Here is a 25582-nt window from a genome sequence, read left to right on the forward strand (position 1 = left end):
GCCGGCGAAGAAAGCTTGCTCGCACAATGTTCATGCCAGTACCTCGCCGACCACGTGGGCCGGTTTTACGCTGGTCAATTTCTGGTCCAAGCCCTGGAACGAATAATTGAGCTTGTGGTGATCGAATCCCAGGAGATAGAGAATCGTCGCGTGTAGATCGCGGACCTCAACGGGATCCTTGACGATCTCGTATCCCAGATCGTCCGTCTGGCCATAAGTGATGCCGGGTTTCACGCCGCCTCCCGCCATCCAAATTGTGAAGGCTCCCGGATGATGGTCGCGGCCGGTAAATTTCGTGACCTGCCCACTGCGATTTTCACGCATGGATGTGCGGCCAAATTCACCGCCCCAAACGATCAGCGTATCTTCCAGCATGCCGCGATCTTTCAGGTCGGATAGCAAAGCGGCAATCGGCTGATCCACTTCTGCGCAGCGTTTTACGAAACCATAATTCAGGGAATCGCCGGCGCTCGATCCGTGGCTATCCCATCCCCAATGGTAGAGCTGGATAAAGCGAACACCGCGTTCCGCCAGGCGTCGAGCCACCAGGCAATTATTGGCGAAACTCGATTCGCCGATCTTCGATCCGTACTTTGTTCGGACAGTTTCCGGTTCTTTGTGAATGTCCATGGCATCAGTCGCGTCCATCTGCATGCGGAAGGACATTTCATATTGCGCGATCCGCGTCACCGTTTCTGGATTTCCGAATGCCGCGTAGTTCTGCTGATTGAGTTCGTCGATCGCGTCCAGCATGTTTCTACGTGCCGGGACACTCACGTGGCCGGGACTCTGGAGATACAGAACAGGCTCACCATGCGAACGGCATTGCACACCCTGATAGACGCTCGGAAGAAATCCTGTGCCCCAGAGTTGCTTGCCGCCGTCAGGCGTATTTCCACCGGAGATAAGCACGATGAAACCAGGCAAATTCTGATTCTCGGTTCCGAGGCCGTACACAACCCACGACCCGAGCGAAGGATACCCAAGGCGCGCATTGCCGGTCTGTACCAGTAATTGCGCCGGCGCGTGGTTGAATTGATCGGTGCGCATCGACTTGATGAAGCACATTTCATCGAGATGTTTTTCGAGATGCGGCAGGCGATCGGAAATCCAATGACCACTTTGTCCGACTTGATGAAATGGATATTGCGGACCCATCAACTTCGGTACGCCCGTGATGAATGCGAAGCGCTTGCCTGCCAGCAACGACGCGGGACAATCCTGACCGTCGAGCCTGACGAGTTCGGGCTTGTATTCGAAAAGCTCCAATTGACTGGGCGCACCTGCCATGTGGAGGTAGATGACGCGTTTCGCACGGGCAGCAAACTGAGGTGGCAATGCGGACAATGGACTGCGTGGATCACGCTTCAAATCGAGACGAGGTGTGCCATCCGTCGAAAGTTGAAGTCCACTTGCCCATGCCGAGCGGGAAGCCATCGTGCCCAGGAATATTGAGCCCAGGCCGCCCGTCATCGATCGCAGGAAATGACGGCGCGTCTGTGCCTGTATGTTCGCGAGCTGCGCTTCACGTTGCAGCTCACTGGAGAGCCCGAGATCGCGTCGCCGTGACTTTTGTTTCTTGCCGTCGGTCATAAAGTTATCTGGTCATTGCCGCATCCAGATTCAGCAATACACTACCGATCGCCTGCAAAGCCTCAAACTCCTTCGGAGAGATGTTCGTAGCGCGCGGGGAGTTCTCCACGGTTTTCAGGCTCGCTTGCTTAAGAACCGGCTTGCCCGGAGTCTTCATCAATTGTTCGAATAGCGTTCGTAATGCCGCGAGTTCTTGCGGCGTAGGATCGCGAGACAAGACAAGTCGAGCCTCGTGTCGAAGTCGTTCCGCAAGCGTGTCTTCTCCGGCCGATCCGTGCGCTCCCTTCGCAGCGACCTCTTTCACCGTCCGTGCCGCAAGCGCCGCGGCCGCTTCGTCGTAGACAGGATCATTCAGAGTCACGAGTGCCTGCAGTGGCGTGTTGGTGGGGATGCGGCGCGGCAGGCTGGTCGCGCGGTCGGATCCATCGAAAATCTGAAAGCTCGGATACCCGCTCGTCCTCTTCACGAATGTATAGATGGCACGGCGATAGCGATTCGGACCAACCGCATCTTTCCACTTGTCGCCGTTGTAGACCGAATTCCAAATGCCGGGCGGTTGTGGCGGCATGACTGGAGGTCCACCGATCGTGCGACTCAGCAGGCCGCTGGCTACAAGTGCCTGGTCGCGAACCATTTCGGCCGTTAGTCTCTGCTGGGGGCCACGCGCCAGGAGTCGATTGCGCGGATCCTTTTCTGTAAGGGCGGGAGTGCTTGTCGCTCGCTGACGATAGGTCGCACTGGTCACGAGTTCGCGAAGCAGAGCCTTCATGTCCCAGTGCAGGTCATTCTGAAAGTGGAGCGCCATCCAATCCAGAAGTTCAGGATGGCTCGGCCCTTCGCCGACGCTTCCGAAATTCTCGAGAGTCTCGACAATTCCCGTCCCGAATAGTTGCTCCCAGTATCGATTGACAGCGACTCGTGCTGTCAGAGGCTGCCCTGGCATGAAGAACCACTGCGCAAGCGTGAGACGGTTGCGGGGAACACCGTCCGGAAATTTCGGAAAGATTGCCGGCACATCAGGCGCGAGATCCGGCCCGATCTTGTTCAGAAAGTTTCCACGCTCGAATTCAAGCGTCGTCCTTCGTTCGTAAGGTTCCTGCTCCGACATGACCGGAACATTGACACTGGGAATCTTGGCGAGGCGCTTTTCAAGATCAGTGAGCCGGGCGATCGCTTGCACGCGCTCAGGTTCCTGGCTTCGAGAAGTGAGGCGCGCATCGCCGCTCAGCGACAGTCGAACGCGCTTAATCGGCACCGGCTTGTAGTCGATTTCGCGGACTTGTTTGAGAGCAACTTCAATACGGGTGTTGGGTGTGGATCGCAAGGGTTCCGCAAGAATGCCGACAATCCAGCGCGTGCCAAAAAGTTTCGGACTGGACGCAAAACCATCCGCAGGTGCCGCGAGCTTGGGATGCTTCTTCGCGTCAAACGGCGGCGTGACGGCCGCTTCGAGATTCTCCTCCGAGTCCTGGATGAAGCAGCGGAATGCAAGCCTCTGCTTTTGCCCGTCTGCGTGTACGACAAATGCTTCAACCCGATCTACCGCAAAGCCATCCTCTGGAGTGTGACGCGACTTGTCCGCGTCGACGGGAGGCACTTCGACTCGAATCGCCGTGACTATCGGGGACGTACTCGGAGCAACCAGTTCGTAATACGACTGTGGCGGAGTCTCCGGATCAGCGAAGGCCTCTCCGTTCACCAGTCGAAATGTTTTGGCAGGAACGCCAAGTGCGCGTGCCTTGGCGAGGCGATTCTGCACAGATTTGATTCGTTCGAGTTGATCGTTGATGGACTCGGCCTTGGCGGCGGCTGGACCTTTATCTTTTCGCAATTGCGCGAGGTACTCAAGGTCTGCGGGCAAACGTTCGATCAGGGCCGGGATCTCGTTCGCCCCGGCAGACTGGATCGGCGCGGGTTTCCATTCAATTCTGTCGACCAGATCGCGGTCAGACGACACGACCAAATGAAGCAGGGGAGTAATCTCCTGCTGCATCTGTGAGGCTTCCGCATAGCGAGCCTTGTCTTTCGGAACTCGCAGATTTGGGAAATCGTCATCGCGGTCGGCGTCGCGCTGCGTGTTGAAAAATGCCAGCGACTTGTAATAGTCCGGGTGGCGGATCGGATCGTAAGGATGCGAGTGGCACTGCACGCAATTCATGGTCACGCTATTTAGCACGGACCACGTGGTGGCGACCCGGTCCATGACCGCGACCATGCGGAATTCTTCGTCATCGGTTCCGCCCTCCTGGTTGTTGGGAGTTTGCCGATGAAAGGAAGTTGCGATTCTATCTTCGAAGGTGGTGTTGGGTAGAAGGTCTCCCGCCAATTGCGTGGTCACGAACTGGTCGTAGGGCACGTTGCGATTGAAAGCATCGATAACCCAATCACGATAGGCCCACACGCCGAGGCGAAGATTGTCGGCTTCATATCCGAAGGAGTCCGCGTAGCGCGCGAGATCGAGCCACATGGACGCCCATCGCTCTCCGTAGGCAGACGATGCGAGCAGCCGGTCGACTTGCTTCTCGTAAGCGTCCGGAGCATGGTCGGCTAAAAATGCCGATTGCTCTTCCGCGGTGGGAGGCAGTCCGGTGAGGTCCAACGACACCCGGCGTAGCAAGGCGGCTCTATCCGCTTCCGGGGATGGAGTGAGTGATTCCTTTTCCAGGCGCGCCAGGATGAACCGGTCCAGTGGTTGACGAACCCAATCGCTACGCTTGACCACCGGCAACGGCTGCGATCGAGGAGGAACGAACGCCCAGTGGTCGGACCATTTCGCTCCCTCCTTTATCCACTGCCGCAGCAGCGATATCTGCTCAGGCGCGAGCGGGGGCCCATGATAGGGCATGCGAATCTCTGGATCTTTCGAACTGACGCGCGCGATCAGCTCAGAGCCATCGGGATCACCAGGAACGATTGTCCGTCGTCCAGATTTGCCCGTGCCCAGCGCCTCTTCGCGAAAGATAAATGAGATGCCGCTTTTCTGCCGGACTCCGCCATGACAGGACGTGCAATTTTGATTCAGGATCGGCCGGATGTCGCGACTGAAATCTACCGGCTGGTGTGAAGAGAAGAGGGAAACGAAACGGGCCCGGTTCGCCCATCCAGCCACGACCACGATCGCAACGACAACTGCCAGTCCAAGGCCGCGGATACGGGATGCGGTGTTCGTGACCATGGAAAACGACTACGTCGGCCTCATGAAACGTTGCGAAGGTCAGCTGGCAAAAACTGCTATGGTTAAGGAATTCATTGGGAGAATTCCATCCCGCTTTGGCCTCGATGGTAACGACCTGGCAGATTCGGTGTCAAGATGTTCTCAGTCGCTAGAAATCAACATGGGAACGATCCCACAACGGTCTGATTTTACTTGTGCAGGCATAGCCAACGATCCTTGCGCGGCCGCGCGCAGTGCCAACGTGGAATCGTCTCGAGATCAGTTTCCGGGCACAATCTCAATTTCCGTCACTTTTTCGGGAGTGCCGGAATCTAACCGCTGACAGTAGATCGGAGTTAAACGATGAAAGGCAAGATTGTTCTTGTGACCGGGGCCAATGGAGGCCTTGGCAAACACGTGACCGAAGCGCTGCTGAACACGGGCGCTACGGTGGTAGGGGTCTCGCGCAAAATCCAACAAACGGATTTCAGCAGTCCCGCGTTTACGGCGTTGCCCGGAGAGATTTCGACAGCTTCTGGTGCGAAGAGTGTAGTCGACAACATCGTCAGCCAGTTTGGCAGGCTTGATGTGGTTGCGCACACGGTCGGCGGTTTTGCAGGCGGGCAGTCCGTTGCCGAAACCGATGATGACACATTCCAAAACATGCTGGACTTGAATTTGAACGCCACCTTTTTTCTCTTACGAGCGGCGATTCCGGTCCTGCGGAAAGCCGGCGGCGGGCGAATCATTGCAATCGGCAGTCGGGCATCCCTGGAACCGGGCGCGGGAGTGGGCGCTTACAGTGCGTCGAAGGCGGCCATGGTCTCCTTGATTAAGACGATTGCCCTCGAAAACAAGGACGCGGGTATCACGGCGAATGCAATTTTGCCGGGCACCATCGACACTCCGGCGAATCGCAAGGCCATGCCGACTGCGGATTTTTCCAAATGGGTTCAGCCCGCAACGATTGCCGCACTGCTCGCCTGGCTGGCGAGCAATGACGGCAAAGACGTTAATGGGGCGGTAATCCCGGTGTATGGCAAAGATGCTTGAGAAGACGGTGCCGGGATTTCCTCTCTATTCACCGCGACCTGCCAGCCTCAGCGCACATTTGAGCTGCCCCTCCCAGCGACGGTATCTGTTCTCCGAAACTAGGCAGGGGCGCCACGGTCAGGCAGAGCGACTCCTGGCGGGATGCGATAGGGGCCGAAACAGCAGAGTTTTGCGACGAAATGAAGAGGCACTGCTTGAACTGTAAAGGAAGAGTGGTGGAGGCGGCGGGAGTCGAACTTTTCAGCGTGTTGATGCGACAGAAGTTATTGATCCTGTGAAGTGCCACAACGGCTACAAAGGCCCCAATGCCGGATCCATTGTACGTTTATTGTACGAAAATCTGTCCGCGCCGCGATCGACATCAGACCTCGTCGGAAGCTGAGTATCCCATAGTTTGCGGTTCTTTATAAAAATTGAGCCGCCCAATACCATCTAATCTGGCTAGAGACGACTCCTCGTGCTCAGGTAAAAAGTTCGACCTCTTGTCTTCTCTTGCAATTTCAGGGAACCACGGTCGACCTCAATGGCAGCGACTCCTTGGAAATCTTGTGGGACCTCAAACATGCAAATCCGATACTGAGATTTTGCTTTAGCTCGTGCAGGCAACCACTTGTATGTAGACTCACCGAATAGCGGTCCGTTTGTGACCGTCTCGCGTCGAGGGAAGGGAAAGGGAGTAGTGCTGAACTCAAATCCGCGGCAGAATTCGTGTCCTTTCCACGGCGCATGAACACGATTGTAAGATTCCTCCCAATTGCCGACCCACGGATAGTCATTTCGATTGAACAGATATACGACCAGCAGCCCCATCTTTGGGTTGCACACGGCGATAAAACCGGTCTTGTGCGCTGGGTCCAGCAAATGCGCAGTGTAATGTCCGTATCGGCCCTCTTCACTGGTACGAAGGTTCAGGAAGCCTCCACCCTTCTTGGGAGCTTTAGGCCAGCGGAATTCAGCGTCTGGCTGCAGCGACATCTTGGTGCTGAATGTGGCGGGACAGACCTTGCTGCGTGTCGCGGGCATATCAAACAGAGTGATTTCCGGCTCCAGAAATGGCGGGCCGAAGGTCACGTGATGGTTCCAGGAGATGGGCCGGTCAAAGGTGCCAAGGTTGAAGGCGGTCTCTTCAACATCGATAGTCGGTGATTCGCGATCAAGAGCAATTACACGCTGCAGACGCATTTGGGCCTTCGGAAGATCGGCCACGTAAAGTAGGCTCCCGGCAGGCGATCCGCGAGTAAGTTTTCGATGCCATGTCACTACGGGAGCTTCACCATGCGTGGTATGTCCGGCTGCGATTTCGTCCGGGGACGGCGGTCCGAAATAATCGAAGCTGATGCTGTGACCCGCGATCCCGGCGAGCAGTTTGCCTTCAGGCGGGGGGCCGTAAGTGCGGAGGTGCTTGCGCGGCTTGTAACACTCCGGATCGATTGTTTTCCAGGTAGGCCGCCACATTGGATTGACATCACCAGCACTGTGCAAGATCAATTCGCAGATGTGGCCCCCACCTTCAAGAACTGAGACATAGCCCCACTTGCCGTGAATACGGAAGCCAGGCCGGCCATCCAGGATGTTCGAATGATGAACAACGGACTGTGTGCGCTTGTGACTAGGCAATTCGGCACTTCCTCAGAAGTGGTGTGACGGCTTTATAGCAGGCCAATGCCACTTCTGAAAAGGCCGCCGAGCTTCAAGGAGGGGTTCGAGTCGGGCGACTATCACTGAGACTGCGCGTTATGTCCTAAGCGCGAACTGCCTGGTATTCCGTGGCATCGAGTTTCTGTAGAAGTGACCGCGCGGGATTGAAAATCCAATTGAGCAACAGTCCAACGAAGAGGACAGCCGCAAAAGCAGTGGCGAGTATAAATCCGTATTTCGGATCGCCAAAGGTGTCGCTGATCGCACCCATTGCAAGTGGTCCCAACACTGCCGACAGACAAGTGAAGAACAGAATCACGCCCGCCACCGCGCCGTGTTCTGACTTGCGGAAACAGCTTATGCCTTTGGAGTTGATGGTGGGATAAAGAACAGACATGAACAAACCGGACAAGGGCAATAGGAATACGGCGATGCCAATTCCGCCAACTGTGCTCACCACGAAACAGACAAATATGGCCAGGCTGAACACGGTTACAACCGCAGCCCAGTTCAACCTCGCGAGCATCCATGAGCCAATAAATCTTCCCGCTGCGCGAAGAACAAAGAAGATTGAGATCGCGTAAGCCGCCATCCAGGCCGCCGGGCCGTGGTAACCGCCGAGTAGTGTCGGCATCCATACATAAATTGCGCTTTCCACCGCCACATACAGGAATATCGCTGCCGAAAATCCGAGAGCGTACGGGTTCTTCATCATCAGCACGGTCCGCCGCAGGTCAACGCCTTCTGTGCTTGTTGTGGTTTGCGGGTAGCGGACCAACGAACTGATCACAATCAGGAGCACGCAAATGCTGCCCGCGATCACGTACAGCCACTTCCACGAAATACCAACCGCGAGAAAGTGGGTCACAATCGCGGGGCCGATGATAGCCCCAACGGCAAAGAAGCCCTCCACCGCATTCATGGTTGCGGTGTGCTGTGTCGTGGATGTGCTGATATCGCCAATAAGGGCAAGTGCCCCGGTCTTGAAAATGCCGATTGCCGCGCCCGAAATCGTGAGCAGGACGATGAAGAAAACGAAAGACCTGCCAATGGCGAACAGGTAAGAGTTCAGCGCAAAAAGAACCAAACCTAAAATAATTGTTCTCTTTCGTCCCAGCTTGTCAGCCAAATAACCAAGGAAGAAAGCCGCGACCGCGATCCCTGACATCGCAGCATAGTGGAACGCGCCTGCAACGGTCATGCTCAGGTGAAACTCTTTAATGACCTCAGGAATAATGACGCCGACGGAATCCGTCGTCATTGCAAACATCATAAACATCAGGAATGTGAGCCATTTGATTGCGGACAAATTCTGTACTGTACTGGGGTTATCCTTCATTGCATCACCTTCGTAGGGCTGACGTTTTCCCGTGATTCCCAATGTCCGCTCTGCTGGTCACCTTCACGGCTCTCTCGAGAGTAGGTCACCACCGCGTGCGCCTTTGCGAAATCCACGTCCAGCTTTGTCCAGTGTCGATCGTTCGTCCATGTGATTATCAGGTCTTGATCGGATGGAGTCTCAATGTTTGCTGCTCCGGCAAAAGAAGGATGGCTGTTGCGCAAGCGAATGAGCTCAATCAGCTTTCGCACCGTAGGCGATTGCAGCGATTCTTCGAGTTCTGTCGAGTTGTAATAGTGGCGATTGATGTCGCGGCCGACTTGAGTTCGGGCAAGGAGTTCCATGTCGTTAGTGCCGGCGAGAAGTCCGACGTAATAGACCTGCGGAATCCCGGGGACAAAAAATTGCACGGCTCGGGCGATGAGATACTCGTTCCCGCTCTGCCCTAACGCGTCGTAGAAAGTGCAATTCACTTGATACAGGTCGAGGTTATTTGCCGCCGCACCGGTGGCTTTCCGACTCTGGTCTTTGCTCCGGGAATGGATGGTCTCAACGAGGCTGTCGATCTCTGCCGGTTCGAGGAGGCCCGGCTCGCCGGATGCGCCGGCGCCGACGTCGATGACTCCAATGCCGTCGTGAGTGTCGAGCACGGTAATGCAGTTTTTCGGGCGGACGCTGAGCCAATGTCCCAGCGCCTTGCACTCGCGCGCGAACAGCGAATGCAGGATGAGCGGAGGAAGTGCGAAGTCATAAATCCAATCCACTTGTCGTGCGATTTCAAGTTGTTGAGAATAGTGACTATGGATTTCCACCAGGACTTCCATCCCAAGGTCGTGAGCCTGAGAGGCAAGCGTTGCAATGAAGCCAAACGTCTCCGGGATCATGAAACAACTTGTTCCCGCCTTCTTGATTGCATAGCCTACAGCGTCCAGCCGAATCATGCGTATGCCAGCAGCCTGAAAGGTGCGGAGGATCGTCTGCAGATATACTTCGCCCTGCGGGTGTTGCACATCGATGTCGACCTGTTGAGGAGTAAATGTAGTCCACAAGAGTCGGCGCTCTCCTGAGTCCAGCAGGGCATTGGTGAAGGGAAGCCCGGGGCGCGGGCGATAAATGCGCAGCAATTCTTCTTCGCGGGCACCCGTCGGGAACACCCGATCGTAGGTAAGAAACATGCCTGCAAACGGAGAACTCAAGCCTTTACGCGAGAAGTCTTGGAATTGCGGCGAGGCCGTCGACACGTGATTGACGATGAGGTCCGCCATCACCTCGGCCTCTTCGCTCAATGTGCGCACATCCTTCCAATCGCCTAGCCGTGCATCCACTTGGGTGTGATCCACGGGGTCGAATCCAGCGTCTGTACCGTCGATCGGGTGAAAAAAAGGAAGAAGATGCACTCCACCGAAAAGTCCGCGGAATCGACCTTGCAACAGGGATTGCAACCGTTTCAGGTCGCCACAGAGTCGATCAACGTACGTGATAAGTTGAACTTGATTCTTCACGATCGCGCCATTCTGGCCTTCGAGACGCACGGGGCAAGGAGAACCGAGCTTCGCGCAACCCACAATAGTTAAGGCGCCGCGACTTCACCGTCAAGCATTTTGCCGGTCTATAGCGTCAAAGTTGTATATGGTAACTCAGCTTGTCGCAGGAGTAAGATGTCGTGTTCAGGAGCCGGTCGTTCGGGTCGCAGACAGCTCGCTGAACACCGGGAGACCACGATGGCGCATCACAAATACCGCCAGATCCTCGAAAAACTTCAGGAAGATATTGCGGCAGGCCGGTACAAGTCGGGCAAACGTTTGCCAAGCGAAGCGGAATTGGTGAGGCGTTTCGGTGCTTCCCGCATGACTGTTTTTCGTGCCATGCACGAATTGCAGCTGTTGGGACTGGTCACTCGGCGTGTGGGGTCCGGTACGTTCGTCTCTTCCAATGCAAAGGGAGGTAGCCACGTCTTTGGCCTGCTGATTCCCGAACTTGGGCAGACCGAAATCTTTGAGGCAATCTGCAAAGGCATGATGGAAGCGCAAGAGGCCATGCATCACGCTTTGCTGTGGGGTAATGCATCGCCTCAGGAACACGAAAAAGAGCAGGCCGCAGAGCAACTCTGCGAACACTACATTTCGCGCAAGGTTTCCGGAGTATTCTTCGCTCCGGTGGAGTTCAGTACAAACAGGTTTCAGGCAAACCACAGGATCGTTGCGGCTTTTGATCGAGCTCGGATTCCGGTTGTACTCCTTGATCGCTGTCTGGAGCCATATCCGCAACGCAGCAAGTACGACCTCGTGGGGATTGATAACCGGCGCACAGCCTTCCTGGCCACGGACCACCTGCTCAAGGCCGGGGCGAAACGCATCATGTTTTTCGCCCGCCCGAATTCGGCGCCGACCGTGGATGCTCGCATTGCGGGCTATCGGGAGGCTCTGCTGTTGCAGGGGGGGAAGCCCGCTCGCGATCTGGTCCGGACCGGAGATGCTTCTGATCCGAAGTTCATTAAGTCCCTGCTGAAAAAAGATCGGCCGGATGCCTTCGTGTGCGCCAATGACCTTACAGCCGGAAATCTCATGCATACGTTGCTATCTCTCGGCCAGCGCATTCCTGACGACATTCGCATCGTCGGGATTGACGATGTGAAATATGCGCGGCTGCTTCCGGTGCCGCTCACAACCATGCACCAGCCTTGCCGTGACATCGGAAGGATCGCGGTAGCGGTCATGCTCGACAGAATTGCGAATCCTGATCTGCCGCCGCGAGATGTGCTCCTCCGCTGCGAACTGATCGTGCGCAAATCGTGCGGCATGCAGGTACAGAAAAGTAGTCGGCACTAGCGGATATTAGTTAGTTGTACGGCGCGACGCGAAGCCCACCCAAACTTCCGCCAGTTACCCCGTCAGTCTCTCTCCATGGATACGTGGAATACCATTTCTGGAAGTGTGTTCTCTCGCGATGGTATAGACAACTTCTTTATAGTTGTCTGCAATTTGCCTTGACAACTCAAGACGCCAAAGCTTCTAGTTAGTTCGTCCTAACTGCTCGCCGATTGTCGCCAGTCGAGTTGAGGCGACGTTCGTGTTCGGGCGTGGCGAAGCTTCACTTTAGCGCCCGGCAGCGAGCTCAAAACAATTTTGCCTTTCCAAGTCGAGGGGTAACAAGATGCGTAAGACTCTGACCGCTGTCCCTGCCGCTTTCTCGAAGTTTTCCAACTGCTCCTTTCATTTCGCAAAGACCTTCATGTCCAGAGTCGCAGGTTTCTCGACTCCGCGATCCGTTGCTGTGCGGCTGATGAGTGTTCTGGTTCTCGCTGGAGTCGTGGGATCATGTCTGCCGGCCAATGCCCAGGTCAGGTTCGGCGGCGTAGTCGGAAGTGTTTCCGACCCCACCGGTGCAACCATCTCAGGCGCGAAGGTGACCCTCACCAATGTCGGCACGAACGAGAATCGATCGATGCCGACCAGTAGTGCCGGCACCTACGCCTTTGCCAACGTCAGTGCGGGTTTGTACCGGGTCGAGGTTGAGCAAGCTGGCTTCAAGCGTTTTGCCCAGCAAAACGTCGAGGTTCAGGTGGACGTCACTACGCGTGTGGACGCCACCTTGCAGGTCGGCAATGTGACCGAGAGTGTGGTCGTGACCACCGAGGCGCCGCCGTTGCAGACGGACAGCGCGTCCTTGGGTACAACCGTCGGACTGCGAGAAGTGGAGAGCATTCCTCTCAGTGGACGAAACGTAAACAACATGCTGACGCTGGTGCCAGGTGTCGTCGCCCAAGGTGGCACGTACGGCAACGCAGTCTCCAATCAGGCAGGTGGCGCTAGAACCAATGCCATCGGTTTCGGAAACTACGCGATCGGTGGCGGCTTCGGTAACCAGAGCTCGTTCTACATCGATGGCGTCGCGTCCAACGCGCCAGCCGGCAATTTGAATTCCCTGATTCCCAGCCAGGATGTCGTGCAAGAGTTCCGCGTCGTGACGAACAATGTTGCGGCCGAGTATGGCAGCTACGCGGGAGGAATCATTAACCTCACGACGAAGTCGGGAACCAACAAGTTCCATGGGACGGCATACGAGTACCTGCGGAACAAAGTCTTGAACGCGAACGACTACTTCAACAACCACAATGGTCCGGGTGGAACCGCGCTTGCTCGTCCTCCACTCAGGCAGAATCAGTTTGGTGGTACGATCGGCGGGCCGATACTGAAGGACAAGACATTCTTCTTCTTCGGGTTCGAGCGTCAAGTGCTGAAGACCGGAACGCCCGTTACCAATACAGTGCCTACAACCGACATGTTGGCGGGTGACTTCTCGGACCCCGCTCTCCCTGCTATTTATGACCACAGCCAGGATGGAAGCCCGCAATTCGAATGTGATGGAGTATTAAACGTAATCTGCCCAGACAGGCTGGATTCGTCCGCTCTGGCTCTGTTTGCGAAATCTTACCCTGCTCCCAACCGGCCCGGTGTATCGAACAACTTCATTACGAATATGGCCACTGGAGGAATCAACGCTCAATACAACGCCCGTGTTGACCATCATTTCTCCGACAAGAACACTCTGTTTGCGCGTTACACCTATTGGAAGGCAGATAGTGACGCCTATGATGCTTGGGGAACCCACACGTCGGGCCAGGGTCACACGGGTGTCTACACTCATTCGGCTGTCCTCGGGGACACTCACGCCATCAACTCCTCGACGATTCTGGATTTGCGGCTTTCTTTTCTGCGGGTTTTCCAACATGAGTTCCCCGACAGTGAGGGCGTTGACCTCTCCCAATTCGGTCCCGGCTGGGCAAGTCTGACCAGCCAGCTGCTGGCACCAGCGAACTATCCCGCAATGGCCTTCAACGATAACTCTGGAACCACGGGCAGCAATGGCATTGGTTCGCAGCTGTTTTGGACCCAGAACGTAATCGGATTGTCGGGGACTCTCACTAAGATTATCGGCCGCCATCAGCTCAAGTTTGGCGGTGCCGGTCGCCATGTGCAGTGGATTTCTGCCCCGCAAAACGGGGTACTTTCGCTGAACTTTGATCAGAACGCTACTGCGGACTCCGAGGGCGCGGGTGGCTCCGCTGTGGCCTCCTCACTGCTTGGCATTCTTGGGGGACAAGGCTCACAGGTAGCGTCTGGAATGGTGGGCGGCTCCCGAGCCTACTTCACGTCTTACGGTTTCTTCATCGACGATACCTTCCAGGCGACCAGAAAACTCACCATCACAGCCGGTCTGCGCTGGGATCAGCCCAGCGTCTTCTCGGAAGCCAGTAATAATGACACCGTGTTCCTGCCCAACCAAGCCAGTCCGATCGGAACTATCGATAATCCGGTCACCGGCCAGACGCAACAAGTGATGGGGAATGTGGCTCTGGTGAACAGTCCGGCCTGGAAATCACAACGAGAAGACAATCTGCACTGGAAGCTGTTTTCGCCGCGCCTCGGATTCGCTTACCGGCTCACCGACAAAACGGTATTGCGCGGGGCGTATGGGATCTCCTATCCGCCCGCTACGCTTAGCCAGGATGGACCCAATCTCTCGCCCATCAATGCAGCCCAGGGTGCCGGCAATGCGTTCTCCACAGTAGCCAACCCGTTTCCCGATGGTCTCCCGCAGCCAAAGCGGCGGAACGCGACGCCGGACGACTTCTATGGACTGCCCGTCTTTGCCATGCGCGTGCCGGGCGACCCCATGCCATATGTGCAGCAGTGGAACGCAGCATTCGAACGGCAGGTCGGCAAGGATTCCTCCATTACGGTGGCCTACGCTGGTTCGAAGGGTACCCACCTCCTTCTGCAGGGGTGGGCAACCGTATCGAATATCAATCTTAACCAGCTACCCGATCAGTATTTTTCTATGGGGCCGACGGCTTTAGAGGCACAGGTGCCAAATCCGTTCGCTGGCATCATTACGAGTGGCCCGTTCTCGGGACCCACGATTGCCACAGGCCAGTTGTTGCTGCCGTTCCCACAATACCGGCGAGTTCTATTCCTGGATCCTCACCGCGGTAGATCCAACTACAATTCGCTACAGACCTCCTACAAGAAGCGCTTTGGCGACAAGGGCATTCTCAGCGTGGCCTATACCTGGTCACGACTGAAGTCCAACACGGATAGCTCCAGTGCATTCCTGGACGAAGGCTTCATCTTCGGAGGCTCGACTCAGGACAATAACCACCTGGAAAAAGAGTATTCGATCAGTTCTTACGACGTTCCTCACAACCTGTCCATTGGGTACGGGGTTGACTTACCTTTCGGCCGCAACAAGCGCTTTATGGGGGATGCAACCGGCGTGCTGAACGGCATCATTGGTGGATGGCGGGTCAACGGCATTACCACTTTCCGGAGTGGTGTCCCCATGAGCGTGTACCAGTTCTTCCCCGGTACGGCCCTTAGCAACTTTGGCGGGGGGCAGGGATACTTCGGCGCCCAAGGTCTATGGATGCGTCCTGATCTGGACCCAAGCTGTAGCCTGAAAGTGTCGGGCTCTCGTCAGCACAGGGCGGCAACTGGCTGGTTTAACACGGATTGCTTTGTGGCTGTGGATGCGGGCGCCGAAGTAAGGTTCGGCAACGAACCCCGCAACCTTGACGCGGTCCGCATGGACCACATCAACAACTGGGATTTTTCCATCTCAAAACGTAACAACATCACCGAGAATGTCTACCTGCAATTTACGGCGGAGTTCTTCAATGCGTTCAACCATGTGCGATTCGGCACACCAAACGAGCAGATAGGTAATCCGAACTTCGGTGTTGTGCTTTCGCAGGTGAACCCGCCGCGTGCGATTCAGTTCGGTCTGCTGCTCGGCTTCTGATCATCTCTATGGCACCGGCCAGCAATGGCCGGTGCCCACATTCTAATCAGCGCGAGCATACTCAAGCTTATGGTAAGGGGATCGCGATTATGTCGAACCAGCGTCTCATCCTGCTCTTGCTGTGTTCAACACTTCTAGGCATCTTCTCCCCCAATCCAGTCATTGGTCAGGATCGTCCCGCCTCGGAACCATCCAAAGTCGTGGTGCACGCCGATGGCACCGTGGAAGTTCCTGCTCAGACCGTGCCCATGTCCCCATTTCTCAGTGCGGAGGCAAAGGCATACGTCACGCAGCATTTGAAAGACATGCAGGATCCGGAAATCCTGAAACAGGATGCTGGAGTACCTCGCTTCATGAAGGGATATCTGGCCCGCGACTACGAATTATTTGCAGTCGAGAAGAAAGACCAGAGAGTCGGCGGCGTGCATGTGTATGTGTACACGCCCAAGTCTGGAGTCTCAGCAAGGAACAAGAATAGGGTCCTGGTCAATCTGCACGGCGGCGGCTTTTCAGGCTGCTGGCCTGGTTGCGCAGAACTCGAATCGATTCCCATTTCGGCCTTGGGACAGATTGAAGTAGTCAGTGTCGATTATCGTCAAGGCCCGGACAATAAATTTCCCGCTGCGAGCGAAGACGTTGCCGCCGTATATCAAGAACTTCTGAAGACGCACAAGCCGCAAAACATCGGTATATACGGCTGCTCGGCTGGGGGAATGCAGACCGCGATGTCCGTCGCCTGGTTTCAGGCCCACAACCTTCCGGCGCCGGGGGCAATTGGAATCTTCTGTGCTGGTGCGGGGGGCGCTTTCGGCGGAGACGCGCTGTACACCGCCTGGCCGCTCGGCGAAGCGCGACTCGCGCCGCCCATGCCACCGCGTCCCTCCGACGGGCCGCCGCTGGGGTATTTCAGCGGGACCAATCCCAAGGACCCTCTGGTTTCCCCCGTCAGTTCACTGGAAGTTCTCGCCAAGTTTCCGCCAACGCTGATGATCACCGGCACGCGCGGGTTTGAACTGAGTGGCGCGATTTACTCCCATGAGCAACTGGTGAAGGCGGGAGTGGAAACCGAGCTCCACGTCTGGGAAGGCTTGTTCCACGGATTTTTCTACAACGTGGATGTGCCCGAGTCGAAAGATGCATTGAATGTGATCATCAAGTTCTTTGATCGTCATTTGGACGGAAAGTAAAGTTGGTGCTTCGTAGGCTGTATGCAGCGACGCATTCATATCTGATGGAAGTTTGCGGCTTTACCCATGCTTACTGGTCAGGTCTTACTCGAGCGAATTCAGAAGAACGTAGGAGTTCCCTGGCAGAGCCAGCGATCGGATGGCTTTTCAGACGGCATTCTGCATGGAAGCGCCGACACCTCTGTTACCGGGATTGTGACCACATTTACCCCGACCCTGGAAGTTCTCCGGCGCGCGGTCGCTTCCCATAAGAACACCGTCATCTGCCGCGAGGCTCCTTTCTATAGCCGCGGCGAGCGGGCCCCTTTGTTTTGGCGCAATAGTCCTGCTCCTCCCAAGGAGATGACCGACAACGATCCGGTTTGTCGCGCCAAGCAGGATTTCATCACCCAGAACAACCTGGTCATCATGCGTCTCGTCGAGAACTGGGATGCGCGTCGCTCCGACGGCCAGCTTCGCGGATTGGTTCGCGCCCTGAGTTGGGAAAAGTTCCACTTTCCAGCCAAGAGCCTCGATGAGTACGACCCACGAAACGTTCGTTTTCAGCTTCCAAAGCGTTCGCTCGGGCGCCTGGCTCAGGAACTCCAGATAAAGCTGAAGATTCACGGGGTTCGTGTCATCGGTGACGCAGCGTCCAGCGTCAGCAACATCGCACTCACCCACGGCTTGCTTTTGGTGGCGGATAGCGAACGAATGCTGCGCGAGCAAGGTTTGGATGTCGTAATCGCAGGCGATGCGGTCGAATGGGAGGCCGTGCCATGTTTTGCGGACCTAGTCACGGCGGGGAAGGTCAAAGGACTGATTCTCATTGGGCAGCAAGCTTCTGAGGAGCCGGGCAGTGGCGAGATGGCCGAGTGGCTGAAGAGCTTTATCAGTGAAGTTCCAATCGAGTGGATCCCCGCCGGGGAACCATTTTGGGTGCTGTCTTAGAAGGGAAGTCGTGAACCAGACAACTTTGTCGCGTCGGCGTTTCTGTCAGCTGGCTAGCAGCAGCCTACTCCTCGGGCCATCACTGATGCGCGGCCAAGCGTCCCCGATGCCACTGACAGCTCGTGAGGTCGTCGACCGAATCCGAAAGAATGTCGGAGTGCCGTGGAGGACTCCCACCGCGGACGAATTCAAAATCGGCGACCCGGATGCGCCGATCACAGGAATTACCACAACCTTCATGTCAACGCTGGATCTGCTGGAGCGGTCGGCAGCGGCGGGAAACAATTTCGTGATCACGCACGAACCCACATTCTGGAGCGCCGCCGATGTGGTCTCCGATCTGAGGGACGATTCACTTTATCGGCAAAAGGTGAATTTCATCGAGAAGCACAAGATGGTGGTATGGCGGTTCCACGATCACTGGCACGCCCGGCGACCGAGCGATGGCATCTTTGCCGGATGGAATCGATCGATGGGGTGGGAAGACTACCACGTCAAAAGCGACAACCCATTCTCGATTCAGTATTTGATCCCGGAGACCAGTTTTGAAGAGTTAGCGCGGGACATGCAAAAAAAGTTGAAGCTCCGCAGTATGCGCCTGGTCGGTGATCCAAAGCTGCGCGTCACTCGTGTTGGCAACGGAGGTCATTACATTCTCCAGTGCATGCCCCAGTTGCCAAAGGTCGATGTTCTTCTCGTGTTCGAAGGGAGGGAATGGGAAGCCCCGGAATACATCCGCGATGCGATCGCCGCCGGCGAGAAGAAAGCGCTCATCCAGCTCCCGCATGAGGGAGGAGAGGAAGCGGGCATGGACGAGTGCGCTCGCTGGCTGCAGGCTTTTGTCAGTGAGGTGCCAATCAAGTTCATTCCATCCGGTGATCCGTTCTGGATACCGGTATAGAGAGGATCGAACGACTGTGAAACGTGGAGAAAACGTGGTGAAAGCACGACTCATGATGATTGTCCTCATGCTGGCTGGGCTGCTGGTTAGCTCAGTTGCTGGCGCGCAAACGCCTCCCTCTCATGATGGATACTGGGTCAGCGCCTGGAGCACTGCGATTCACGCGCCACTCGCATTCCCAGGATTACCGCCAACGCCGGTGTTCGAGAATCAAACACTCCGGATGGTGGTGAAACCCACAATCGGCGGGGGGCGCCTGCGGGTTCGATTGTCGAATGCATTCGGAAATGCGGCGCTAACGATTGGCGCTGCGCACGTGGCTCTTGTGCAACAGGGGGCGAAAATCGTGCCCGAGTCTGATCGGGCGCTGACCTTCGGGGGCAGGGCCTCTGTCACCATTCCTCCGGGAGCACCGGTGTTGAGTGACCCGGTTGATCTGAAGGTTGCTGCCTTGACAGAGATCGCGGTAAGCATCTATCTGCCCGCCAGCGCTACTGGTTCCAGCACCCACTTTTGGGCACAACATGAAACCTATGTATCTGGTCCCGGTGACTTAACGGCGCAAGCCGAAATGCCGAACCGGGTGACACAGATGGCGTGGTACTGGCTCGCCGACGTCGAAGTCTGGACCTCCGATCAAGCCACTGCTGTTGTGACCTTGGGAGATTCGATCACAGACGGAGTCGGAGCCAAGCAAGGGGAGTACGAGGATTGGCCAGATAGATTGGCTCTGCGGCTGCAATTTGAAAAAAAATCCGCCAAGCTGTCTGTCGTCAACGTTGGCATCGGGGGAAACCGAATTCTGCATGAGGGCGCTGGAATCAGCGCCCTCGCACGTTTCGATCGCGACGTTCTGGCGCAACCTGGAGTTTCGGCCGTGATCGTGCTCGAGGGAATCAACGACATCGGCTGGCCACATATGAAACCACGGCTGCCGAATGGCGAGACGCTGAAGGACCCGCCATTCGTCCACGAACTGGTGAGCGCCGAAGACCTGATCGTCGGACTCAAGCAGATTATCGACCGCGCTCATCAGCATGGAATCCGTGTCTTTGGCGCGACGCTTACGCCCTACGAGGGCGCCGACTACTACAGCGAAGACGGAGAGGCCACGCGTCAAGCGGTCAATCATTGGATTCTCACCAGTCGCGCATTTGATGGTGTCTTCGACTTCGACGCAGCCGTTCGTGATCCGAACCATCCATCGCAATTTCGCGAAGGCTATCACTCGGGAGACCACCTTCATCCCAGCGCGATTGGCTACAAGGCGATGGCCGACGCTGTGGACCTCGCCCGGTTGAGAGGGGCCGAAAAGTCGAAAGCGAAGAAGTGACGGTTGGGCTGGACTTGCACTATGACAACATTCGGAAAGATCATCGTCGTACTGGCTCTCACGGTTGCGGCATGCTGGGGACAAACCGCCCCATCCCATCCCGCCTCAACCAATATCCCCGGTGCGGACTTTCCGCGGATCAACGCCGATTCCAGCGTTACCTTCCGAGTTCAAGGGGAACAGGCGCAGAAACTTCAGGTGTCATTGGGTTTCGGCCAGTCCGTGTATGACATGGTGAAGGGACCGGACGGGGTTTGGGAGGCGACCACCAAGCCGCTGGCGCCTGGCTTTTACTACTATGGGATTTCGATCGATGGTTTCATCGCCAACGATCCCGGGAGTCGGACGTTTTTTGCCGCACGCAAGGAAGTAAGCGGGCTTGAGGTCCCGGGCGATGAATCAGAGTTCTTTGCGGTGAAAGATGTTCCGCATGGCAACGTACGAATCGAATGGTACTTCTCTAAAACGACAGGCGAAACCAGAAGAATTTTCGTCTACACGCCGCCGGGATACGACGGGAGCGCCGCGCGCTATCCAGTGTTATACCTCCAACACGGTTACGGGGAAGACGAAGCCGGTTGGAGCGACCAGGGTCATGAGAATTTCATTCTTGACAACCTGATCGCGGCCGGCAAAGCCAGGCCGATGATCATTGTCAACGAGGACGGACTGACAGGCGTGAATTTTCAACCGCCCCCTCCGCCTCGACCGGGGACAAATCCTCCTCCGCCACCGCGTGGCGTGGTGCGTTTCTTCATGGAGGAACGATACGCAACCCTGGACCAGATCATTTCCCGAGACCTGATCCCGTTCATCGATTCACGCTTCCGCACCATTCCCGACCGCGATCACCGGGCGCTTGCGGGACTTTCCATGGGGGGTGCGCAGGCATTGCGCATCGGGTTCAACCATCTCGACCAGTTTGCATTTCTCGGCGCCTTTAGTCCCGCCATCGCCATCACCGACACGGACAAAGACTATGACGGAATTATGGCGGATCCCGCAAAGCTAAACCGGCAATTGCGTCTCTTGTGGCTCGGAATCGGCAACGAGGATTTTCTACACGCGCCGGTCAAGGAATCTCACGAGGCTCTGGAGAAGGCTGGGATTAAACACGTCTGGGTCGCGAGTTCCGGTGCGCATGTCTGGACAGTATGGCGCAAGTATCTCGCCGATTTTGCGCCCCGGCTCTTTCAATAAGCAGCAGGCGCGATGTTGGATAAGGCCATGAATAAACCGGCAGTGATGATTGGGGTGGGCGAAGTTTTGTGGGACATTTTACCGACAGGAAGAGTGTTGGGTGGCGCACCCGCGAATTTTGCTTACATGACCAACGTACTTGGAGACCAGGGAATCGTGGCCAGCCGAGTGGGCAGCGACGATCTGGGCCGTGAAGCCTGCACGGTCATGCAACAACTGGGCCTGACCATAGACTACGTTCAGCAGGATGAAAGTAACGCAACCGGGACCGCGGTGGTAAGTATCGGTCCGGGTGGCCAGCCCACGTTCCTGATCAAGGAGTGTGTCGCTTGGGACTCGCTGCAATGGTCACCGGACTGGGAAGAATTATCCGCCCGGGCCGACGTGGTCTGTTTTGGTTCGCTCGCTCAGCGTTTTCCGATGTCGGCTTCTACCATCGAGCGCTTTCTCAAAAACGTCCCCAAGACCGGTCTGCGCATATGCGACGCAAATCTCCGCCAGTCCTACTACAGTACCGAAGTTCTCCGCCGGTCGTTCCAGCATGCCGACATCGTGAAACTCAACGAAGAAGAAGTGGGAAGGGTCGCGTCTTTGTTAGGGCTGGGCAATGGAGGCGAGCAGGCACTTGCCGAACGGCTTCTGGCGGAATTCGACCTGCGGTTGGTTTGCATTACGCGAGCAGACCGCGGAAGCGTGCTGGTTTCGGACGCCGAGACCGTTGAGCATGCGGGTTTCCGCGTGAAAGTGGAGGATGCTATTGGCGCGGGAGACGCCTTCACTGCCTGCCTGGCGCACCATTACTGGAGAGGGCGTTCCCTGAAGGAGACGAGTGAGGCCGCGAACCGTTTTGCGGCATGGGTGGCAACCCAGCGGGGCGCGACTCCGCCCATCAGTCCAGAGCAATTGCAGAACATTCTTGCCGGGCCTGCCCTCCACTAGAGATTGCAGGGGGGATCGCAGACATGCCCGCGCCAACAGATGATAGGGGGCGTCGTGAAGACTTTCTGGGCAGTTTTGTCGACTGTTCTGATGATGGCAACCTGCTATTCGCAGATCAAGCAGTCGCTTCGCACAGAGAGCGGTCTGGTCAGCGGCGTACCGGGCAGAGATCCCAGTATCACAGCTTTCAAAGGTATTCCATATGCGGAGCCTCCGGTGAGGAACTTGCGCTGGGTTGAGCCACGCCCTCCTCGCCAGTGGGAGGGAGTCCGCAAAGCCGATCATTTCAGCGACGGTTGCATCCAGAACTTTCCCAAAGGCGATTTTCCGAAGAGTGAAGACTGCCTCTATCTGAACGTGTGGACTCCGGCGAAGGACAAGGCCGCGCTGCCCGTGATGGTTTATATCCACGGAGGCGGTCTGCGCGTAGGCTCCGCGCGCGAGGCCCTGTACGACGGCGAAGAACTGGCCAAAAAGGGGATTGTCGTCGTCACTCTGAACTACCGTCTGGGCATTCTCGGGTTCTTCGCTCATCCGGAATTGACCAAGGAATCTCCCTACCACACCTCCGGAAACTATGGGCTGCTCGATCAAAATGCCGCGCTGCAGTGGGTGCATCGCAATATCGCTGCGTTTGGCGGTGATCCCAACAAGGTCACGATCTTCGGACAGTCCGGAGGCGCGTTCTCGGTGACTTCTCAGGTGGTGAGTCCGCTGTCGAAGGGCCTGTTCCGCGCAGCGATCGTCGAAAGCGGCGGAGTTGGGGCAGGATTCGCTAGGACTGAACTGCTGTCTTTGGAGGATGGAGAAAAAGCCGGAGTCAAGTTTGCGGACTCTGTCGGCGCCCACTCCCTGGCAGACTTGCGGGCAATGCCGGCCGAAAAGATGTTGTCCGACGGCTCGGCGGAATCGAACGTGGATGGGCGGTTTTTTCCGGCCAGCCCGGTCACCTTGTTGAACGAGGGCAAGCAGAACAAAGTCGCCATGATCGTGGGCTCGAACTCCGATGAGGGGCAGCACCTTTTCCGTTCGCCAGTGCCGGCCGGCGAATATGCCGAGCAGGCACGCAAGATGTACGGCGCAGACGCGGACAAATTCCTGAGCTTGTATCCCAACGATTCCGAGGAGGCTTCCAAGGCCTCTCAGCAACGCATGTTTGCGGATCGCATGGCTCTAGGGGAGCAAAACCTCGCAGCATCGATGACCAGCATCGGGTCAAATGTCTATCTTTACTATTTCGACTATCTGGACGAGGGAGGCTACAACAGCGAGCCCCCCACTCTCGGCCTGCGCCTCGGAGCGGACCACGGTGCGGAACTTCCTTATGTGTTCGGCCTGATGAGCCACTGGAGAGCTTCCGTCCCCGATCAGGATCTCAAACTGCAAAACATTGTCATGCAGTATTGGACGAATTTCGCTAAGGACGTGGATCCGAATGGCAAAGGCCTGCCCGCCTGGGAAGTGTTCAAGGGACTTCATAGTCCCATCATGATTGTGGACAAGAATCCCAGCATGAGGCCGCATCCCCGCGCGGGGCAGGTGGAGTTCCTTCGCACGCACGGAGTGAAATAGTCCAGCACATCAACCTTTTGGAAACGATGGAGGCTTTGCATGCGCCGAATCATGATTCTGGTGATCGCCCTGTTGTTCAGCTCCACGCTCTTGGGCCAAGCTCCCCCCAAAATGCGGACGCGCATTCTGACTCACATGACCAACACGGAGATCGAGCAGTATCTCAAACGCAACGACGTGATCTTCGTAACCGTGGGAACGGTTGAGCCACACGCGGAGATGCCGATCGATGCCGAGTATGTTGGCCCGCTCGCGTACTCCATGAAACTTGCGGAGGAGGGAGACGGCCTGGTCCTGCCAGGGCTGGCCTATTTCTTTCCCGATGCAACGGTGGTTGGAAGAGGTGCTGTGCACGTGACCCCGTCGGAAGGCACTGCTTATCTGCTGACGATTGCGCGTTCACTTCTGCGGCAGGGGTTTCACAGACAGGTTTATATCACCGGCCATGCGCCATCCTGGCAGACCGTGAGCCCGCTGGTGAGGCAGTTTTATGACGAGACTCACGTCCCCATTCTTTATCTGGAGTCGGCGATGTTTCACCGCCCAAGGAGCGATACCAAACCGCCGGATTTTGCAGATTTCGCCAAGATGACTTATGGCGCTTACGCCATTGCCGGCAGGCTGGAGGACATTCCGGTCAATTTGTCTGAGCCGGTGCCGGAACATCCCGCCGATCCGGGCATTAACAATCTATTTCCCGTCGGGCCGCAAAGCGGGGCCATCGGCTTCTATATGAGCCACTACACCGACCATATCGGCCCTGCCAAGGCCGTTACGGCCGAACAACGCGCCCAGTGGGGCAAGGAAGGCGCGGAGATGATCGATGAATCCGTGAAGAGTATCGACATCAAGAGCATCCTCGGGGCTTTGCGAGATCATGACAAATTTACCCAGGAGCACATCCTTCCCCAATATGGCTGGATGTTTCCGAATCAAGCGGGAGGGGAGAAATCCAATGACATTCATCAACACTAGGGCGTGGATTGTATCGGGGCTTCTCTGGCTAAGTCTTGCTGGAGCAGTGAACGCACAGACGGCTGCGCCTCTGGCCCCACCGCCAATTACACCTCCCTTCCTGGCCCCGGAGCCGGTGCCTCCACCGCCGGTGCGGACCCATTACTTTACGAGCTTGAGCAACGTCGAAGTGGAGAAATACCTCCAGTACAACGATCTCATTTTCGTTCCGATTGGAAATATCCAGGCGCATGGCGTGTTGCCGGTTGACTGTGAGTACGTCGCCGCCGAGGCACTCGCCCTGAAACTGGCCGAAGAAACTAATGCCCTGGTGTTTCCCAATCTGCAATTCACCTATCCCGGAGATGGAATGATTGGGCGCGGAACGGTGCAGGTCAGCTCCACCCAGGCCATCGCCTATCTGAAGCCCATTGCGCGTTCTCTACTGAGGCAAGGCTTCAAGCGCCAGATATACATCACAGTCGGGAATGCGGCGGGACCGGAAACCGTCAGCCCCTTGGCACTCGAGTTCTTCTACGAGACGCGAACACCCGCGCTTTACCTCGAAGGAGACATTTTGCTTCAGAAGGTGAAGGCGGACATGAACAAAGTTTTCTTTGGGGCGTACTCCATCGTGGGCCGGCTCGATGATATTCCGTTGAATCTAAGGCCCGAGATTCCGAACCACGCCATCGATCAGGGACTCCGCACGCTTCAAGCGCTCAGGGTGAGTGGCGGCGCCCGAAATGGCACCGTGGGGTTCTTCGGGTTTGAGGACGAATCCGGCGCGCCCGTGCAAGCGGTCACGGCCGAGCAAAGAGCCGCCTGGGCAAAAGAAGGCTCGGACACGATCGACGCCGCGGTCAAGATGGCAGACATAAATAGGATCGCGCAATCCCTGCGGGACCACGACCGGTTTACGCGTGAGTACCTGATCCCGAAGTTCAACGATCTGCTGCCTTGATCCGCGGCGGCCCGATATACGGCG

Annotated in this window: 17 protein-coding genes; 12 read left to right on the forward strand and 5 right to left on the reverse strand. The window is 56.6% G+C overall.

Annotated elements, in window-relative coordinates; translation table 11 throughout:
* Positions 1-30: 30 nt before the first annotated feature.
* On the reverse strand, positions 31-1593 hold the full coding sequence (locus tag HY010_08345; GenBank protein ID MBI3475728.1) for a DUF1501 domain-containing protein: 1563 nt from the start codon (positions 1591-1593) through the stop codon (positions 31-33).
* Between the two features lie 4 nt (positions 1594-1597).
* Positions 1598-4768: a PSD1 domain-containing protein gene (locus HY010_08350; protein MBI3475729.1), complete on the reverse strand. Its 3171-nt coding sequence runs from the start codon at positions 4766-4768 to the stop codon at positions 1598-1600.
* A gap of 342 nt (positions 4769-5110) precedes the next feature.
* On the opposite strand from HY010_08350, the gene HY010_08355 reads away from it, so the two are divergent.
* Positions 5111-5800: an SDR family NAD(P)-dependent oxidoreductase gene (locus HY010_08355; protein MBI3475730.1), complete on the forward strand. Its 690-nt coding sequence runs from the start codon at positions 5111-5113 to the stop codon at positions 5798-5800.
* Between the two features lie 441 nt (positions 5801-6241).
* Here the strand turns inward: HY010_08355 and HY010_08360 are convergent, their stop codons facing one another.
* From HY010_08360 to HY010_08370, 3 genes are all read right to left on the reverse strand, one after another.
* Entirely contained in the window at positions 6242-7417 is a 1176-nt protein-coding gene (locus HY010_08360; protein ID MBI3475731.1) for a hypothetical protein, read from the reverse strand.
* Positions 7418-7541: 124 nt separating this feature from the next.
* Positions 7542-8777 carry an MFS transporter gene (locus tag HY010_08365; protein ID MBI3475732.1) on the reverse strand — a complete coding sequence of 412 codons (1236 nt, stop codon included), beginning with the start codon at positions 8775-8777 and terminating at the stop codon, positions 7542-7544.
* Positions 8774-10279: a sucrose phosphorylase gene (locus tag HY010_08370; protein ID MBI3475733.1), complete on the reverse strand. Its 1506-nt coding sequence runs from the start codon at positions 10277-10279 to the stop codon at positions 8774-8776. The genes HY010_08365 and HY010_08370 overlap by 4 nt, the downstream gene beginning before the upstream one ends.
* A gap of 219 nt (positions 10280-10498) precedes the next feature.
* Between HY010_08370 and HY010_08375 the strand changes: the two genes are divergently transcribed.
* The 11 genes from HY010_08375 to HY010_08425 all read left to right on the forward strand — a co-directional run bounded on the left by HY010_08375 (position 10499) and on the right by HY010_08425 (position 25558).
* Complete coding sequence (locus HY010_08375; GenBank protein MBI3475734.1) at positions 10499-11605, forward strand: GntR family transcriptional regulator; 1107 nt, start codon at positions 10499-10501, stop codon at positions 11603-11605.
* A gap of 403 nt (positions 11606-12008) precedes the next feature.
* Positions 12009-15578, forward strand: coding sequence for a TonB-dependent receptor (locus HY010_08380; protein MBI3475735.1), 3570 nt, complete (start codon positions 12009-12011; stop codon positions 15576-15578).
* An 89-nt stretch (positions 15579-15667) separates the two neighbouring features.
* Positions 15668-16765, forward strand: a complete 1098-nt coding sequence (locus HY010_08385) for an alpha/beta hydrolase fold domain-containing protein (protein MBI3475736.1) — start codon at positions 15668-15670, stop codon at positions 16763-16765.
* Between the two features lie 66 nt (positions 16766-16831).
* On the forward strand, positions 16832-17695 hold the full coding sequence (locus tag HY010_08390) for a Nif3-like dinuclear metal center hexameric protein (GenBank protein MBI3475737.1): 864 nt from the start codon (positions 16832-16834) through the stop codon (positions 17693-17695).
* Positions 17696-17801: 106 nt separating this feature from the next.
* A complete protein-coding gene (locus HY010_08395; protein MBI3475738.1) occupies positions 17802-18596 on the forward strand; it encodes a Nif3-like dinuclear metal center hexameric protein in 795 nt (264 codons plus the stop codon).
* 16 nt (positions 18597-18612) lie between these two features.
* Complete coding sequence (locus tag HY010_08400) at positions 18613-19929, forward strand: SGNH/GDSL hydrolase family protein (protein MBI3475739.1); 1317 nt, start codon at positions 18613-18615, stop codon at positions 19927-19929.
* A gap of 21 nt (positions 19930-19950) precedes the next feature.
* A complete protein-coding gene (locus tag HY010_08405) occupies positions 19951-21129 on the forward strand; it encodes an esterase (GenBank protein ID MBI3475740.1) in 1179 nt (392 codons plus the stop codon).
* Positions 21130-21156: 27 nt separating this feature from the next.
* Positions 21157-22068 carry a carbohydrate kinase gene (locus HY010_08410; protein MBI3475741.1) on the forward strand — a complete coding sequence of 304 codons (912 nt, stop codon included), beginning with the start codon at positions 21157-21159 and terminating at the stop codon, positions 22066-22068.
* A gap of 54 nt (positions 22069-22122) precedes the next feature.
* Positions 22123-23640, forward strand: a complete 1518-nt coding sequence (locus tag HY010_08415; GenBank protein MBI3475742.1) for a carboxylesterase family protein — start codon at positions 22123-22125, stop codon at positions 23638-23640.
* A 51-nt stretch (positions 23641-23691) separates the two neighbouring features.
* Entirely contained in the window at positions 23692-24615 is a 924-nt protein-coding gene (locus HY010_08420) for a creatininase family protein (protein ID MBI3475743.1), read from the forward strand.
* Positions 24596-25558 (forward strand): creatininase family protein, encoded by a 963-nt coding sequence (locus HY010_08425; GenBank protein MBI3475744.1) that lies wholly within the window; start codon positions 24596-24598, stop codon positions 25556-25558. The genes HY010_08420 and HY010_08425 overlap by 20 nt, the downstream gene beginning before the upstream one ends.
* The last annotated feature ends 24 nt before the right edge of the window (positions 25559-25582 follow it).

This window comes from Acidobacteriota bacterium, from assembly GCA_016196065.1.
In the GTDB taxonomy this organism is placed as follows: domain Bacteria; phylum Acidobacteriota; class Terriglobia; order Terriglobales; family Acidobacteriaceae; genus Acidiflorens.

What these genes read in the sequence shown, in the direction of transcription:
- HY010_08345 (MBI3475728.1), bottom strand. Translation starts at nt 1,593, where the DNA reads ATGACCGACGGCAAGAAACAAAAGTCACGGCGACGCGATCTCGGGCTC.
- HY010_08350 (MBI3475729.1), bottom strand. Translation starts at nt 4,768, where the DNA reads ATGGTCACGAACACCGCATCCCGTATCCGCGGCCTTGGACTGGCAGTT.
- HY010_08355 (MBI3475730.1), top strand. Translation starts at nt 5,111, where the DNA reads ATGAAAGGCAAGATTGTTCTTGTGACCGGGGCCAATGGAGGCCTTGGC.
- HY010_08365 (MBI3475732.1), bottom strand. Translation starts at nt 8,777, where the DNA reads ATGAAGGATAACCCCAGTACAGTACAGAATTTGTCCGCAATCAAATGG.
- HY010_08375 (MBI3475734.1), top strand. Translation starts at nt 10,499, where the DNA reads ATGGCGCATCACAAATACCGCCAGATCCTCGAAAAACTTCAGGAAGAT.
- HY010_08380 (MBI3475735.1), top strand. Translation starts at nt 12,009, where the DNA reads ATGTCCAGAGTCGCAGGTTTCTCGACTCCGCGATCCGTTGCTGTGCGG.
- HY010_08385 (MBI3475736.1), top strand. Translation starts at nt 15,668, where the DNA reads ATGTCGAACCAGCGTCTCATCCTGCTCTTGCTGTGTTCAACACTTCTA.
- HY010_08390 (MBI3475737.1), top strand. Translation starts at nt 16,832, where the DNA reads ATGCTTACTGGTCAGGTCTTACTCGAGCGAATTCAGAAGAACGTAGGA.
- HY010_08395 (MBI3475738.1), top strand. Translation starts at nt 17,802, where the DNA reads ATGCCACTGACAGCTCGTGAGGTCGTCGACCGAATCCGAAAGAATGTC.
- HY010_08405 (MBI3475740.1), top strand. Translation starts at nt 19,951, where the DNA reads ATGACAACATTCGGAAAGATCATCGTCGTACTGGCTCTCACGGTTGCG.
- HY010_08410 (MBI3475741.1), top strand. Translation starts at nt 21,157, where the DNA reads ATGAATAAACCGGCAGTGATGATTGGGGTGGGCGAAGTTTTGTGGGAC.
- HY010_08420 (MBI3475743.1), top strand. Translation starts at nt 23,692, where the DNA reads ATGATTCTGGTGATCGCCCTGTTGTTCAGCTCCACGCTCTTGGGCCAA.
- HY010_08425 (MBI3475744.1), top strand. Translation starts at nt 24,596, where the DNA reads ATGACATTCATCAACACTAGGGCGTGGATTGTATCGGGGCTTCTCTGG.